This window comes from Litorimonas haliclonae (assembly GCF_965138505.1).
GTDB lineage: Bacteria > Pseudomonadota > Alphaproteobacteria > Caulobacterales > Maricaulaceae > Litorimonas > Litorimonas haliclonae.
The window spans coordinates 655,207-668,304 of the sequence record NZ_CBCSCO010000001.1; the positions used below are offsets into that span (position 1 = coordinate 655,207).

The 13,098-nt window shown below is 49.8% G+C and carries 15 protein-coding genes; 8 read left to right on the forward strand and 7 right to left on the reverse strand.

Going from position 1 to position 13,098, the window contains the following annotated elements; translation table 11 throughout:
• Positions 1-74 precede the first annotated feature (74 nt).
• On the reverse strand, positions 75-1,070 hold the full coding sequence (locus tag ACNA05_RS02985) for a TerC family protein (RefSeq protein WP_415809887.1): 996 nt from the start codon (positions 1,068-1,070) through the stop codon (positions 75-77).
• A 177-nt stretch (positions 1,071-1,247) separates the two neighbouring features.
• Here ACNA05_RS02985 and ACNA05_RS02990 point away from each other — a divergent pair, with 177 nt between their 5' ends.
• Positions 1,248-1,460 (forward strand): YnbE family lipoprotein, encoded by a 213-nt coding sequence (locus ACNA05_RS02990; RefSeq protein ID WP_415809888.1) that lies wholly within the window; start codon positions 1,248-1,250, stop codon positions 1,458-1,460.
• 9 nt (positions 1,461-1,469) lie between these two features.
• Positions 1,470-1,859 (forward strand): YdbL family probable chaperone protein, encoded by a 390-nt coding sequence (locus ACNA05_RS02995; protein ID WP_415809889.1) that lies wholly within the window; start codon positions 1,470-1,472, stop codon positions 1,857-1,859.
• Between the two features lie 75 nt (positions 1,860-1,934).
• On the opposite strand, the gene ACNA05_RS03000 is transcribed toward ACNA05_RS02995, so the two are convergent.
• A complete protein-coding gene (locus tag ACNA05_RS03000; RefSeq protein ID WP_415809890.1) occupies positions 1,935-2,429 on the reverse strand; it encodes a DUF2141 domain-containing protein in 495 nt (164 codons plus the stop codon).
• A gap of 133 nt (positions 2,430-2,562) precedes the next feature.
• Between ACNA05_RS03000 and ACNA05_RS03005 the strand changes: the two genes are divergently transcribed.
• Genes ACNA05_RS03005 through ACNA05_RS03015 form a run of 3 tightly spaced genes read left to right on the forward strand, consistent with a single transcriptional unit; the run spans position 2,563 to position 4,898 of the window.
• Entirely contained in the window at positions 2,563-3,183 is a 621-nt protein-coding gene (locus tag ACNA05_RS03005) for a hypothetical protein (RefSeq protein WP_415809891.1), read from the forward strand.
• Entirely contained in the window at positions 3,176-3,496 is a 321-nt protein-coding gene (locus ACNA05_RS03010) for a winged helix-turn-helix domain-containing protein (RefSeq protein WP_415809892.1), read from the forward strand. Before ACNA05_RS03005 ends, ACNA05_RS03010 begins: the two co-directional genes overlap by 8 nt.
• A 52-nt stretch (positions 3,497-3,548) precedes the next feature.
• The gene (locus ACNA05_RS03015) at positions 3,549-4,898 is read left to right on the forward strand and encodes an MATE family efflux transporter (RefSeq protein ID WP_415809893.1); all 1,350 of its coding nucleotides are present in this window, start codon (positions 3,549-3,551) and stop codon (positions 4,896-4,898) included.
• Positions 4,899-4,905: 7 nt separating this feature from the next.
• Here the strand turns inward: ACNA05_RS03015 and ACNA05_RS03020 are convergent, their stop codons facing one another.
• Positions 4,906-5,964 carry a quinone-dependent dihydroorotate dehydrogenase gene (locus ACNA05_RS03020; protein ID WP_415809894.1) on the reverse strand — a complete coding sequence of 353 codons (1,059 nt, stop codon included), beginning with the start codon at positions 5,962-5,964 and terminating at the stop codon, positions 4,906-4,908.
• A complete protein-coding gene (locus tag ACNA05_RS03025; protein WP_415809895.1) occupies positions 5,964-6,311 on the reverse strand; it encodes a DUF952 domain-containing protein in 348 nt (115 codons plus the stop codon). The genes ACNA05_RS03020 and ACNA05_RS03025 overlap by 1 nt, the downstream gene beginning before the upstream one ends.
• 169 nt (positions 6,312-6,480) lie before the next feature.
• Here ACNA05_RS03025 and ACNA05_RS03030 point away from each other — a divergent pair, with 169 nt between their 5' ends.
• Together ACNA05_RS03030 and ACNA05_RS03035 are read left to right on the forward strand one after the other, a co-directional pair.
• Positions 6,481-7,794: an ammonium transporter family protein gene (locus ACNA05_RS03030; protein WP_415809896.1), complete on the forward strand. Its 1,314-nt coding sequence runs from the start codon at positions 6,481-6,483 to the stop codon at positions 7,792-7,794.
• A gap of 206 nt (positions 7,795-8,000) precedes the next feature.
• On the forward strand, positions 8,001-8,627 hold the full coding sequence (locus ACNA05_RS03035) for a S24 family peptidase (protein WP_415809897.1): 627 nt from the start codon (positions 8,001-8,003) through the stop codon (positions 8,625-8,627).
• A gap of 37 nt (positions 8,628-8,664) precedes the next feature.
• Here ACNA05_RS03035 and ACNA05_RS03040 read toward each other — a convergent pair whose 3' ends face one another.
• The gene (locus tag ACNA05_RS03040) at positions 8,665-9,567 is read right to left on the reverse strand and encodes a tetratricopeptide repeat protein (RefSeq protein WP_415809898.1); all 903 of its coding nucleotides are present in this window, start codon (positions 9,565-9,567) and stop codon (positions 8,665-8,667) included.
• Positions 9,568-9,582: 15 nt separating this feature from the next.
• On the opposite strand from ACNA05_RS03040, the gene ACNA05_RS03045 reads away from it, so the two are divergent.
• Positions 9,583-10,401 carry a hypothetical protein gene (locus ACNA05_RS03045; protein WP_415809899.1) on the forward strand — a complete coding sequence of 273 codons (819 nt, stop codon included), beginning with the start codon at positions 9,583-9,585 and terminating at the stop codon, positions 10,399-10,401.
• 41 nt (positions 10,402-10,442) lie between these two features.
• Here the strand turns inward: ACNA05_RS03045 and ACNA05_RS03050 are convergent, their stop codons facing one another.
• Entirely contained in the window at positions 10,443-12,041 is a 1,599-nt protein-coding gene (locus ACNA05_RS03050; RefSeq protein ID WP_415809900.1) for a lysine--tRNA ligase, read from the reverse strand.
• Positions 12,042-12,123: 82 nt separating this feature from the next.
• Positions 12,124-12,849, reverse strand: a complete 726-nt coding sequence (locus tag ACNA05_RS03055) for a hypothetical protein (RefSeq protein WP_415809901.1) — start codon at positions 12,847-12,849, stop codon at positions 12,124-12,126.
• Between the last annotated feature and the right edge of the window lie 249 nt (positions 12,850-13,098).

Consider the following 13,098-nt stretch of genomic DNA (forward strand, 5'->3'; position numbering starts at 1 on the left):
ACAGCAGATATGCGGTTTTTTCAGGCGATAACGGGATTCACAGCGAGAGTTGGGTCTGGTCGAAGCCTGTCTCTCTAGTGAGCCGCGTTTTTCTTCTTTGCCTTATGAGCATCGACGGCGGCAAGCCCTGCTTTAGCAGAATCAGGGCCTCGAATCTCGGCTTCTTTCTGTGCCCAGAGGCGCTTTTGGTACCCATTCGAGAGGACGTCCGTGACGATTAACACACCCACGACGAGGTAGAAGCTCGACTTACTCATCGCGTCAATTGCGAAACCGAAGATCTCAAGATGCGCTAGATGTGCGCCTTCTGTGACCAAAAGAACGCCTACCAGGAATAGAATGAAGAGCCCGAGCACTTCATACATGCGATTCTTCTTGATGAAATTCGTTACAGCGTCAGCCATAAAAATCATAGCCAGCCCGGAGAGAACAATCGCGATGACCATGAGCGGCACCTGATAAGACTTGGTCGGCTCACATCCGACGGCCCCTGCCACCGGATCGGCGATTAGCGCAGCCTTACATTCTACGATACTGCCTTGGAATACCCCGAGCGTCGCGCCCGCACTATCGACGATATTTGCTGCATCGATACTTGCGATCGCCATAGCCGAGAGAATCGAGTCGAAAGAGAACACCAAGTTCATAATAACGATAAGGGCAATGGCTTTGGCGACAGATCGCTTCCCAGACCCTTCTGAATTCTCGATATGGTCGACTGTCAGAAGGTGATGAATTTCTTTGATCGCCGTATATATAATAAAGCCGCCGCCGCCGAGCGTCACAAGGCTCTGAAGGGTAAACTCTCCCTCAAGGATCCCTTCGAAGGGAACCGAGAAAAGCGGCGCCGCCATAAGACCGAACAAACCTACAATAACAAAGAGAAGAATAATCCGGAAGACGACCGCGATTCCAATTCCCCATTTTCGGACCTTCTTTGCGTCTTTAGGGTCTCCGACCTTGTTACTTTCGATCGCGATATAGAGCAGATTGTCAAAACCGAGCACGGCCTGAAGCAGAATCAGCATGAAAAGCGTAAATAGAGCTTCGAGTGTCAGATAGTCAGCCAAAAGAGCCTCCGATTATGGCAATGCCCTGGAAAATGTTTTCGGGCGTTTTCTAGTCTCTAGCGGTCGATTCGCAGGCTTTCAAGAAAATCTCGCGCCGAAGCGCCGCGGCGTTAAAATCTGATTGCCAGGCGGGTTTGTTAATGTCAGGTTCAGCCGGAATTAGGTATAAGGTCAACTATGAAGTATTCAGGTTTGAAATCCGTGTTGCTCAGCGCAGCTTTTCTCACCTCCTTGGGAGGCGGGCTCTCGGCCTGTACGCCCACGGTGAAAATCGAGCCCTCCGACAAACCGATCAAAATCGATCTGAATGTCAAAATTGATCAGGAAGTCCGCGTCCGGCTCGACAAAGATGTTGAAGAGCTCATCGCAGATAACCCAGACTTGTTTTAGGAGGTTTATATGAAAACCGTATCAAAGATTATCGCATTAACCGTAACTGGTGCGCTTTTGGGCGCAGGCGCTATTGCGCTCAATACACAAGGCCTTAACGCCGCACAGGCGCAATCCGCCTCCGCAAAAGCGACGGTGGATAGTGCTAAAGCCGCCGGCAAGATCGGCGAAACCGCTGCCGGTTATTTGGATGCTGTCAACAATCAGTCTCTGGACGCGGCCACCAAAGCAGCCATGAAAGAAATCAATATTGCCCGTAAAGCCCTCTATACACGCTTGGCCAATGAGCAAAATGTGAAGACAGAAGTTGTTGCCGCCCTAACCGGTGAAAAACAAGTCGCGAAAGCTGGCGGCGGCGAATATGTGCTCAAATCTTCCGGGAGCTGGGTTAAAAAGTAGCCAACTCGACATTTAAAACGAATTAAGCCACCGACTTTCATCGGTGGCTTTTTTGTTACCTACTATATCAAAAGGCTAGTTAGCCGGATATCTCATTTCGACGGGCACAGTCGCGCCAGACTCATCGACCTTTATCTGTACATCGTCAAACGTGGGCTCACGATCTTCCGGCGCATTCCCAGACGCGCCCCATCCGTCGAGGATTTTATAATCCTCTGTCATTGAGAACCGGCCATCATCATCCAGATCATGCCAGACAGACACAGCATAGTTTCCGGGTCTTTCGACTTTGAAGGTCTGAGTAATATCTCCGAGAGTTAGCTCACTTAAAACGCCGCCAAACCCTTTCATTGAGCGGTAATTCTCCCGCGTCTGGATTGAGACATATATCGGCCCTTCGGTTTTCGTAATGCTTTTCAGCGTGACGGTCACAGGGATTGTGCCGTCTTTAGTTTTCCAGTCCGGCGCCTCACCCGCCCAAGCAGGGCTAATCCCGAGGGCACCTAGAGCATAAAGCGCGCAGATAGCGCCTCCAGTAGCAACACTCAATTTTTTAAACTTAACAAACATAATAGCCTCCTTTCAAATTAGTTTGTATTTCAAACTTGACACATTGAGGTTTGTAATGCAAACATATTTTTAGAAAAAATGAATTTGCCTTTTCTGGGCAGATAGAGGAAGCCACTTTATTAAGGAGACGAAAATGTCGAAGGAAAACATCATTGCGGATTTGGATTATGCGAGCCAACTTGCGAAGGAAGGCGCCGAGACGCCTCTTCTCGGCGGGCCCATTGGATTATTGTGGGGCGTCTTGCTCACATCAATATTCTTTTATCAATGGGGTGTTCTGTCTGGGACATTTGGGCTCTCTGAAACAAGCCTCGCCATCGCTTGGTTAGCGTTTGCAGTCATTGGGGGGTTAGGCAGCTACGTAATGGGAGTAAAAATCGATAAAAAAGCTGGATCAAATTCTGCCGCTAATCGAGTCGAATCTTATGTTTGGACAATGTTTTCGGGAATGTTGGGCACGCTATTTATCGGAATTATTCTAAACATGGTCTTTGCAGAAGGCACTTATAAACTCTTCGACTTAGTCATGATTGTTGGTTTTGCCGGACAGGGCCTTGCGTATGGTGTTGTCGCCAAAATGAGTAAAATGAGGATGCTGCATGTTGCCTCCTTTATCGGCTTTACAGCGTCCGCGGTCTGTTTTTCCTTTTATGGCCAGCCAGTCGTTTATCTGATCGGATCTATTGCCACAATTTTCACAGTAATTCTTCCGTCTCTTCTGACTATGAAAAAGGCCGGAGGGTCAAATGCCTAATGAGACAGATGAAAATGATATAGACCTCGACCTCGACGCCGTAGATGACATTATTCACGGCCGTCTCAGGATGGGAATTATGGCCTATCTCTCAGCCGTCAACCCCGCGAGCTTTCCGGAGCTTTTAGAAAAGACGGGCACGAGTAATGGCAATCTTTCGACTCATTTGACCAAGCTAGAAAGCGCGGGTTTTGTGGAGCAAGAAAAAGGCTTTAAAGGCAAACGCCCCCAAACTTTGGTTCATTTGACGAAACCTGGAAGGCAAGCGTGGATTAATTATCTTGAGGCGATGAAAAACATCCTCGGCACGTAGAATCCATATTTAAAGAATGACAAAGGGGGCGCTATTCTGTAGCGCCCCCTTTGTGTCAAACGAGACAATCATAAAAGGCAATCTAAGCCGGAAAAAGGTTTTCAACCAGAGCTGGCCGATCATGCTCGCCAATGGCGCGGCTCCAATTGTGGGACTAGTTGATACTTTTGTTATTGGACGTTTTGTCGGGACAAGCGCTCTCGCCGGAATTGGCCTCGGCGCTGTCATTTACGGCATTTTCTATTGGGGTTTTGGATTTTTACGTATGAGCACGGCAGGCCTCGTCGCGCAAAGCGACGGCCAAGGCGCCGAAGCGGATGTTCAGTCCCATATCCTCCGCGCTCTGCCTATCGGACTTTCCATCGGGTTATTCATTCTGCTGATACAGGGCTGGCTCCTTCCGCTTGCTTTCAAAATCTATACCGCCAATCCGGATATTGAAGCTTCGGCCACACTATACATACAAGCCCGGCTTTGGGGCTTACCCGCCACACTCGCCAGTATCGCTCTTATGGGATGGTTTGTCGGTATCAGCCGGTCTGGCCTCGCCCTCGGAATGCAAGTGGTTCTAAATTTAACGAACCTATTCCTATCCCCTCTTTTCGTGCTCGGTTTTGGCGCCGGTCTTTACGGGGTCGCGCTCGCATCATCAATTGCAGAATGGGTTGGCTTGGCTGCTGGCCTTTGGCTGGCCTACCGCGAAATTAAGCGACGCGGCGGCTTCCGCTGGGAAGCTATTAGCCGGAAAACTTTGCTGGCCAAGGAAGCTCTGTCAAAACTCGGCGTGACCAATTCAAATATTTTCATCCGAACTTTAACTCTGACTGTCGGATTTAATTTTTTCGGCAATGCCGCGGCAGCAGAAGGCGAAACGTTCCTGGCGGGCTATCATGTTTTGATGCAGTTTATCACCATGTCGGCCCTTGTTCTCGATGGGTTTGCCCACACGGCAGAAGCTGTGACCGGAGCGGCGTATGGCGCAAAAAATAAGTCCCGCTTTGCCAGGGCGGTCAAGCTTACCACAGAATTTTCGGCGTTTTTTGCCTGTATTTGCGGCGCTCTGATCTGGTTTGGCGGACCTTACATTATCAACCTCCTGACAACCGATCCGGCTGTTCGGGCCAGCGCTCAAGCTTATTTGGCCTATTGCGCCCTCGCTCCAGTGCTCGGCTTTATGGCGTATCAGCTGGACGGCGTGTTTATCGGCACCACAAGAACAGCGGCAATGCGCAATGCCGGTATCGTTTCGGTCATTATCTATATCGGCGCGCACTACCTCCTCTACCCAGGACTTGGAGCCGCCGGGATTTGGATCGCATTTTTAGTCTATTATGTGTTGAGAGCCGTCACGCTTGCTGTCGCCTATCCGGCGATTACAAGGCATTTGGAAGCTAAGATATAGAGCAGATCTAAGCCGTGCCGACTGCCTCGGCAATATTCGAAAAACCATCCGCCTTCAGCCGCGCCGATAAATCTTCGCAAATTTCCTGCACCAATTGCGGGCCGCGATAAACAAGCGCGGAGTAGAGCTGCACGGCTTTTGCTCCGGCCTTTATCTTGGCATAGGCCTGCGCGCCGCTCCCAACACCGCCAACGCCGATCAAATCAATCCGCCCATCGGCGGCGTCAGAAAATTCCTGTAAAAGCGCGGTGGATTTTTTGAAGAGGGGTTGTCCCGAAAGACCCCCACCCTCTCCGCGATGGGGGCTGGTCAAACTGTCCGGACGTTCAATTGTCGTATTGCTGACGATAATCGCATTCAGGCCATAGGTTCGAGCTTGTTCAACGACTCGTTCTACATCAGAAAAATCTAGGTCAGGGGCGACTTTCAAAAACATGGGATAGCTCGGTGAGTCCCCTGAGAGCTTGGCCCGGGTCTCAGACAAGCGCCCCAACAATTCATCCATTTCCGTACTGCCCTGAAGGTTCCGAAGTCCCGGCGTATTTGGCGAGCTAATATTGATCGTGAAATAGTCAGACATTCCCCAGAGACGAACAAGCCCTGTCACATAATCCGCAATACGATCTTCACTGTCTTTATTAGCGCCGAGATTGGCCCCGATAATCCCGCTATTTTCGCGCCGCGCCCGCAGACGCTCCGAAAAATGGTCGAGGCCTTTATTGTTAAACCCCATTCGGTTGATAACCGCTTCATCCTCCGTCAGACGGAATAGCCGAGGCTTGGGGTTTCCGGCCTGAGGCTTAGGAGTTACCGTCCCGCATTCGACAAATCCGAACCCAGCGTCGAGCATAGCGTCCGGTACGTCGCAGTCTTTGTCGAACCCAGCGGCTAATCCTACGGGGTTGGGTAAACTAAGACCGCCGACATTGACAGCAAGTTCCGGAAAGGCCTGAGCGTTTGCTTTCGGTCCAAATCCGGCCCGCAAAGCTTTAACAGTGGTTATATGCGCCCGTTCCGTCGGAAGCTTTCGCAGTACCGACGTGCCCACCTTGTAAAAAAGACTCATTAATTTGCCTCGAATACATACCGCCCGTTACGGTCTGGCAGAAGTTTTCGATATGACAGAACATCATCCATTGTCAGGTCAGAATAGGCATGTGGAAATTTCTCGCCATTACGCGACTCTTCCCATTTGATTTCCAGCTCCGGCCTCTCAAGAGAAAGTTTGACGATGACGATCGTCCCGCCGCCAGTAAAATGGGTATGCAGCGTTTCTTGGACCTGATCCTCCGCGGACAGGTGAATAAACCCATCTTGAAAGTCCAATTCTGTGCCTTCAAACTCCATGTCCTGAATGAATTCACCCCATTCGGCCTGGGTCAATATCTTATAGGCAATCTTAATTTCTGACATATTTACTTTATAAACAACCTCGCCGCACAAGAACAGGGCATAAACGAATTAACAGCGCACAGATTCTGACTCTGTCCCGTGAGTCCCCATTTCCGACGCCCGATTCCATTTCATGCACACAAAATCATCGCCAAAGAGGAGGCACAAGAAAACTGGAAGGGAATCCGTTATGTCTATGCGCAAATTTGCGAAAATCTTTGGGGGGGCCGCTATGTTCAGTGCTCTACCCGCAATAGCGGCGGCGCAAGACGCCCCGACACTCGAGAGTCTGGCGGCAAATGACGCCTTTGTCTTTAATACATTACTCTTTTTGATTGGCGGCTTCCTCGTTATGTGGATGGCGGCAGGCTTTGCCATGCTAGAGGCGGGCTTTGTCCGTACTAAAAACGTTTCGATGCAGTGTCTGAAGAATATTAGTCTTTATTCTGTGGCCGGACTGATGTTCTGGGTCATTGGTTATCAGCTTATGTATAATGTTTCCGGTGATGGCGCTGGTCTATTTGGAATGCCAGGCATAATGAGCTTTGGCGGCCCAAGTACGGACACCGGCTACTCAGATTATTCTGACTGGTTTTTCCAGATGGTCTTTTGCGCGACAACGGCCTCCATCGTTTCAGGAACAGTTGCTGAGCGCATTAAGTTCTGGCCTTTCATCATTTTCGTCGTAGTTCTAACCGGCTTTATCTATCCGGTTGTGGGGTCTTGGGAATGGGGCACAGGCTTCCTTGACCGCATGGGCTTCTCTGATTTTGCCGGTTCTACACTGGTTCACTCCACAGGCGGCTGGGCCGCTCTGGTGGGCGCGATTATTCTCGGCGCCCGTAAAGGCAAATATGTTGACGGAAAAGTGAATGCGATCCCCGGCTCTTCCATGCCTTTGGCAACACTCGGTGTATTCATATTGTGGCTCGGATGGTTCGGGTTTAACGGCGCCTCACAACTTGCACTCGGCACTATTGCTGACGCAGACTCAGTGGCCAAAATCTTTGTGAACACAAATATGGCCGCTGTCGCCGGGGTTATCATGGCGGTGCTCTACACTCAGATCCGTTATGGTAAAATTGATCTGACAATGGCGCTTAACGGGGCTTTGGCAGGTTTGGTGGCGATTACCGCTGAACCTCTTACACCGAGCGTTCCAGTTGCTTTGCTGGTCGGCGGTCTCGGCTCACTCTTAGCATGCCTCACAGTACCACTCTTGGATAAGCTAAAAATCGACGATGTTGTCGGCGCTGTTCCGGTTCACTTGGTGGCTGGTATCTTCGGCACGCTGGCTGTCGCTTTCACTAACCCTGATGTGACCTTCATGCCGCAGCTTATCGGTGTTCTTGCCACAGCCGTCTTTGTCTGTATCGCCTCGACCATCGTCTGGTTTGCCCTGAAATTCACCATCGGACTACGGGTCAGCGAAGAAGACGAATATATTGGACTGGACCAAGCTGAAATTGGCGTCCCAAGCTACCCTGAGTTTGTGGCCACCTAAGACTTATGAGGCGCGGAGTTTATCGCGCGCCTCACAAAACTGACTTTCCCCTCGCGCTTTGCTAAGGTTAGCGGTGCGAATACCTTCCCCGGCCTGTTTTAATAAACAGTGTCGGGTTTTTTATGAATTGCGCTGTTTATTCATCCCGCCTCGCTAGGACGGCTTTCCATTTGACCGCTTAGGCTTTTTTTCCTAAGCAGGCTTTTATGTTCTCCCATACCGATATCTGGAATGCCCTGGATCGACTTTCTCAATCTTTGTCGACAAGCCCGTCCGGCCTGGCGCGACAAGCCGGTCTCGACCCGACGACTTTTAATAAATCCAAGCGCCAGTCGGCCTCTGGTAAGAATCGCTGGCCATCTACGGAAAGCCTCTCCAAAGTCCTGGGCACGGTCGGGATGAGCTTTGAAGATTTCGCGCGTTTTGCGGATCAGGCCGGCGCACATGGTCCGTCCATACCTGTTATTGGTCTGGCGCAGGCGGGCAGCCAAGGGTTCTTTGATGATGCTGGATTTCCCGTCGGGGGCGGTTGGGAAGATGTCCGAGTGCCAGGCGTCAGAGACGAAAATGTCTATTGCCTACAAATTGCTGGTGACTCCATGTCGCCCGTTCTACGCGCAGGAGATAAAGTTCTTGTCGCCCCGAACGAGACAGTGCGGCGGGGCGACCGTGTGGTTGTGAAAACCAATGAAGGGGAGATTATGGCGAAAGAACTTCGCCTAATTAATGAAACCCGCATAGAGCTCATCTCTCTCAACCCGGAATATGACAACAGGGATTTTGCCAGACGAGATATTCAATGGATTGCCCGTATCGTCTGGGTATCGCAATAATAGCGAAAACAAAAACAGGCTTTAAACGCACTATACTTTAGGTCGGTTCGCCTTCTAAAAAGGCGTTTACATAGTCTTTCAAGGCGTCTGGATCTTCAAATAAACTCTCGGCAATTTTGGCTTTTTGGAACATTTTTTGACTGAGATCGTCTGAAGTCTCTTCCAATTCTAAATCTGCCAGAATCGATTTGGCCCTTGTTAAATCACTCTTTTTTATCGCCCCCTCATGGGACAATGCAATTATGGCAAAGGCATAATTGACGCGCATAATTAAATCTGTTGGGTCTCGTTGAAGGGCCTGCTCGAAAAAGCCTTTGCCATAATCTATGCGCGCGCCGAACCATTTCTCGCCGTTTTCAGCCCCGGCCTTGCGGGCAATTTCCAAGTGCCAAGCTCCCATAAGTGCATCTCCCCTGGCTTCCTGCGGAAAGTCGGTTCGGTAAGCTTGAATATGTTCCAAACTCTTTTGTGGGAGTTTCTTAAACCACGCCGCAACATCGCCAGTATACCGCGCGACGAACCCATCGGTTACAACATATTGAAGGCGCGCATTGGGATGGTCCGGATTTAATTTAAGCGCTCTTTGCGCAAGGTCTCTGGCTTGTTTCGCCCTTAATTGCGGTGCGTCTGACTCCCCTAACATGATTTGCCGCGCCAGCGCTTCGGACGCTAGCGAAAGCGAGTCAGCGGTTTTCAACTCCCTTCCCAGTTCGAGAGCCTGCTCATATTGACCGGATTTTATATAACTCTGTACATCCGATTCCGCTTGCGCCGAAGCAGAATTAGGGAAAAAACTAATTCCGCAGAGCAGAAGGAGGAATGTAAGGTATCGCAACCAGACCATATCTTTTGCTACCATTATCCCTATGGCGCGCCTAGCAAATTTAACGGCCCAATTTCGTGTAACGGTATTTGTGACTTGTGCGGTCAGGCGGTTCACGCTTAATCTTGGTATATGCCCAATAAAGTTGCTCTATTTCCAGCCTACGCTCTGTTAGCTTACATTTTGCTGTCTTTCTTCAACGTTTCGGCTTTTGCGGTTCAATGCGATAGCAGGGTTTATCTGGACGGCGTGAAATCTACCGAAGGCGGAAGCCGGGAATTTGACGGTTATCCGTTCTATCCTGAAAAATCGATCCCCACAGCAGAAACCGTTTGCGTGAAAGATAAAGAAAACGGAAATATACGCCGATATGTGGTCGAGAGAGTTTTGGTTGGAAATGTACGCATAACCCTCACCCATGATTTTACAAATGTCTCCGCGCGGGCCTATCCGGATACTTTGGATATTGATCCCAAAACACGGTCAAGTGAGCATGTCGTAGCCAAATGTTCAGGCCCAACAGCCCAGTATCGCTGCGATGCATTTCCTGATCCGATGAGCATGATAAAAGTCTCCACCTATTACTTCAACAGAACACCGGGAAATATTGAGTTCACTCTAAACGCGCCTCGCCGAGAGATTCGCAGAGCCTTCAAAATTGACCATGCCACCTCAACTAAAGCGGCCACAATGCAGCTACCCAACGGAAAAATTATACTGTTTCCGTATAATCCCGATGGCGGCTTCCGGCCTGCGTCCAACTCCGAAGACACAGTATACAGCTTTCTTCGACAAGCCCCCGATGAGGCTATCATGAAAATAGCTGTCCCCGTCACCCTCGCCAATGGCGATTCAACGCTAATGAAAACAGAAATGTCGGTGGGACAAATTAAGCTTGCGTCGCAAATCAGCGATTATAGCGGGCAATATTACGCAAAACGCCCCAAATAGGGGCGCACGCTTTGTATATTCCTTTTGGTCGTAAAGCGGGATTAACCGAGCTTTCCCGCAAGCGCATTTTCTATCAGCTCCGCTGTTTCGTCCGGGCCATATATGGCTACGAAAGATCCGAAACGCGGGCCTTGGCTTTGGCCCAAACAGACTTCGTAAATGGCCTTGAACCAATCCCGTAAGTTTTCGAACTCATGGTCTTTTCCAACAGAGAAAATAAGAGTTTGGAGGGCCTCGCCATCCGTCTTTTCAGCCTCTTCCACCTCTCTAAGGCGACCGGCAAGGTCAACCAACGCTGCCCGTTCTTGATCACTGGGATCGCGGTAAGACTTATTCGGTTTCACAAAGTCTTGATAATACCGAACGGCAAAATCAGCCAGCTGGTCCAAAACGGGATTTGTCTCGGGTGTTGCCTCTGGCTCATAACGTTCAATGAAGCCCCAAAGAATATCGCGGTCCGACGCATTCGCTGCACTCACAAGATTTAGAAGAAGCGCAAATGTGACGGGGGGGATATGTTTTGGCGGATTTCCGTTGTGAATGTGCCAAACAGGATTGTTCGCCTGCGCTTTTTCGTCCTGTTTGTGATAACCGGCCAAATGCTGGAAATACTCATCCACTGTTTTCGGAATGACATCGAAATAAAGCTTTTTCGCCGCCCGCGGTTTGGCAAAATTAAATAAGGACAGGCTTTCTTGGGGCGCGTAAGCAAGCCAATCTTCGACAGAAATGCCATTTCCTTTTGACTTGGATATTTTCTCGCCTTTTTCGTCTAAGAAGAGTTCGTAAACATACTGCACCGGAGGTTCCCCGCCGAGAATTTTACAGATACGCGAATAAAGCGGCGCATTGTCCTGATGGTCTTTTCCGAACATTTCGAAATCGACGCCAAGCGCCGCCCAGCGCATCCCGAAATCAGGCTTCCATTGCAATTTCACCTGCCCGCCTGTGACTGAGACGGTCACTTCCGTACCGTCTTCATCATCAAAAGTAATGGTTCCAGCCTTAGCATCAACCGATTTCATAGGGACGTAGAGTACGCGCCCGGTACTTGGAGAAATAGGCAGAAATGGCGAATAGGTAGCACGTCTTTCTTCGCCGAGAGTCGGCAGCATAACAGCCATGATGTCATCAAACTTCTCTAAAGCCCGTAACAGATAATCATCATATCGGCCTGTGCGATATAAATCGGTGGCGGAAAAAAACTCGTAATCAAACCCGAAACTGTCAAGGAAGGTGCGTAGGCGTGCATTCATATGCGCGCCGTAGCTCTCATGTGTCCCAAACGGGTCCGGCACATCCGTAAGGGGCTTCTGCAGATAGGCTTCAAGCTTTTCGGGGTTTGGCACGGTTGACGGCACCTTCCGCATTCCGTCGAGATCATCCGATACACAGATGAGCTTGGTCTCAATCTTGCCCTCTGTTAGGGCGATAAACGCATTGCGTACCATAGTCGTTCGAACGACTTCGCCAAATGTACCGATATGCGGTAGGCCGGACGGACCATATCCTGTTTCAAAAATGACCGGTCTATCGCCGCGGTCAATTCCGCGACGCTTTTCAATGTCCAGACGTTTTAATATCAGACGCGCCTGTTCAAAGGGCCAAGCTTTGGATTTGAGGTAAATTTCTTCGGTCATAGCGAGGCGTTAAGCGCAACCTGTCAAAACGTCAAGAACGCACCGATTTGGATACTGCCTAGAAGCAGGTCTAGAAGTTATTTTATCTCTTCCAAGTGAAGGAAAGAGCGGCAGCATCCTCAGAATAGCTGAAGTCCTGGGCTGTTGCCTCGCGGCGCATATAGGAAAGCGAAACATCTGCATCGCCTAAACGGTACCCAACACCTGCTTGGGCGTCCCCGACTATGATGCGGTCTTGTAAGTGGAACTGCCCGCTTGTTAGACGATCTATTGAATTTGGAGAATATGTTAGGGCTTCAGCATCGGCCCCTGCAAAAACATACCAGGTATTGCTTTCAAACTCCGAACCCTCGCGCAGGTCTTTTCCGATTTCCACAACCGCGCCGACAAGTGTTGACGACTCATTGTCGTTTCTCCGCATAGACGCGCGGGGCGTTAAGGAGAAATCGAGCCCTTTGGTGACGCCGCTTGTGAATTGTTTTGCTGCGCCCAGATTAACTTGCTCGTCACGGCGCAAACAACTTCCTGTCCCGGTGAGGCATTTTGGGTCGGATATATCCAGCTTGAAAATCGTCGATCCGACGCTGTTTGCTGGAAGGTCAATGAGCCCCTTCTGCGTTTCAAAGCCGCTCGCATATTCTGGGTTTACCGTTGAGCCCAAGTTTAAACTAAGGCCATCCGTCGAACCCTTGGAACTAGAGGGAGTGTCTTGAGCCGAAGCTGAGACAGAAAAAGAAAAAACGGCACACACAGATAGCGCTGTCACGCTGAGATGCTTGATCAAAGTGTGCTGTTTTATTTTCAACACGGATCTGCGCCTTTTCTTTCTCTTATCTACGACTAACATCTAGCCGTGATTCTACCACTATAAGGTGTATGACGATATCATTAGTCACCTCTCACATCAATATGACAGTATTATGCCAATGGGATAGATATGTTTTAAATTTAGCGTAAATTTTTTCTTAATGTGACCGGAAAGCCACAAAAATGGCCCGGTTTTACAAACCGAGCCATTCATTACTTAAATCATTTAAAGTTATACTTAAGACACTTT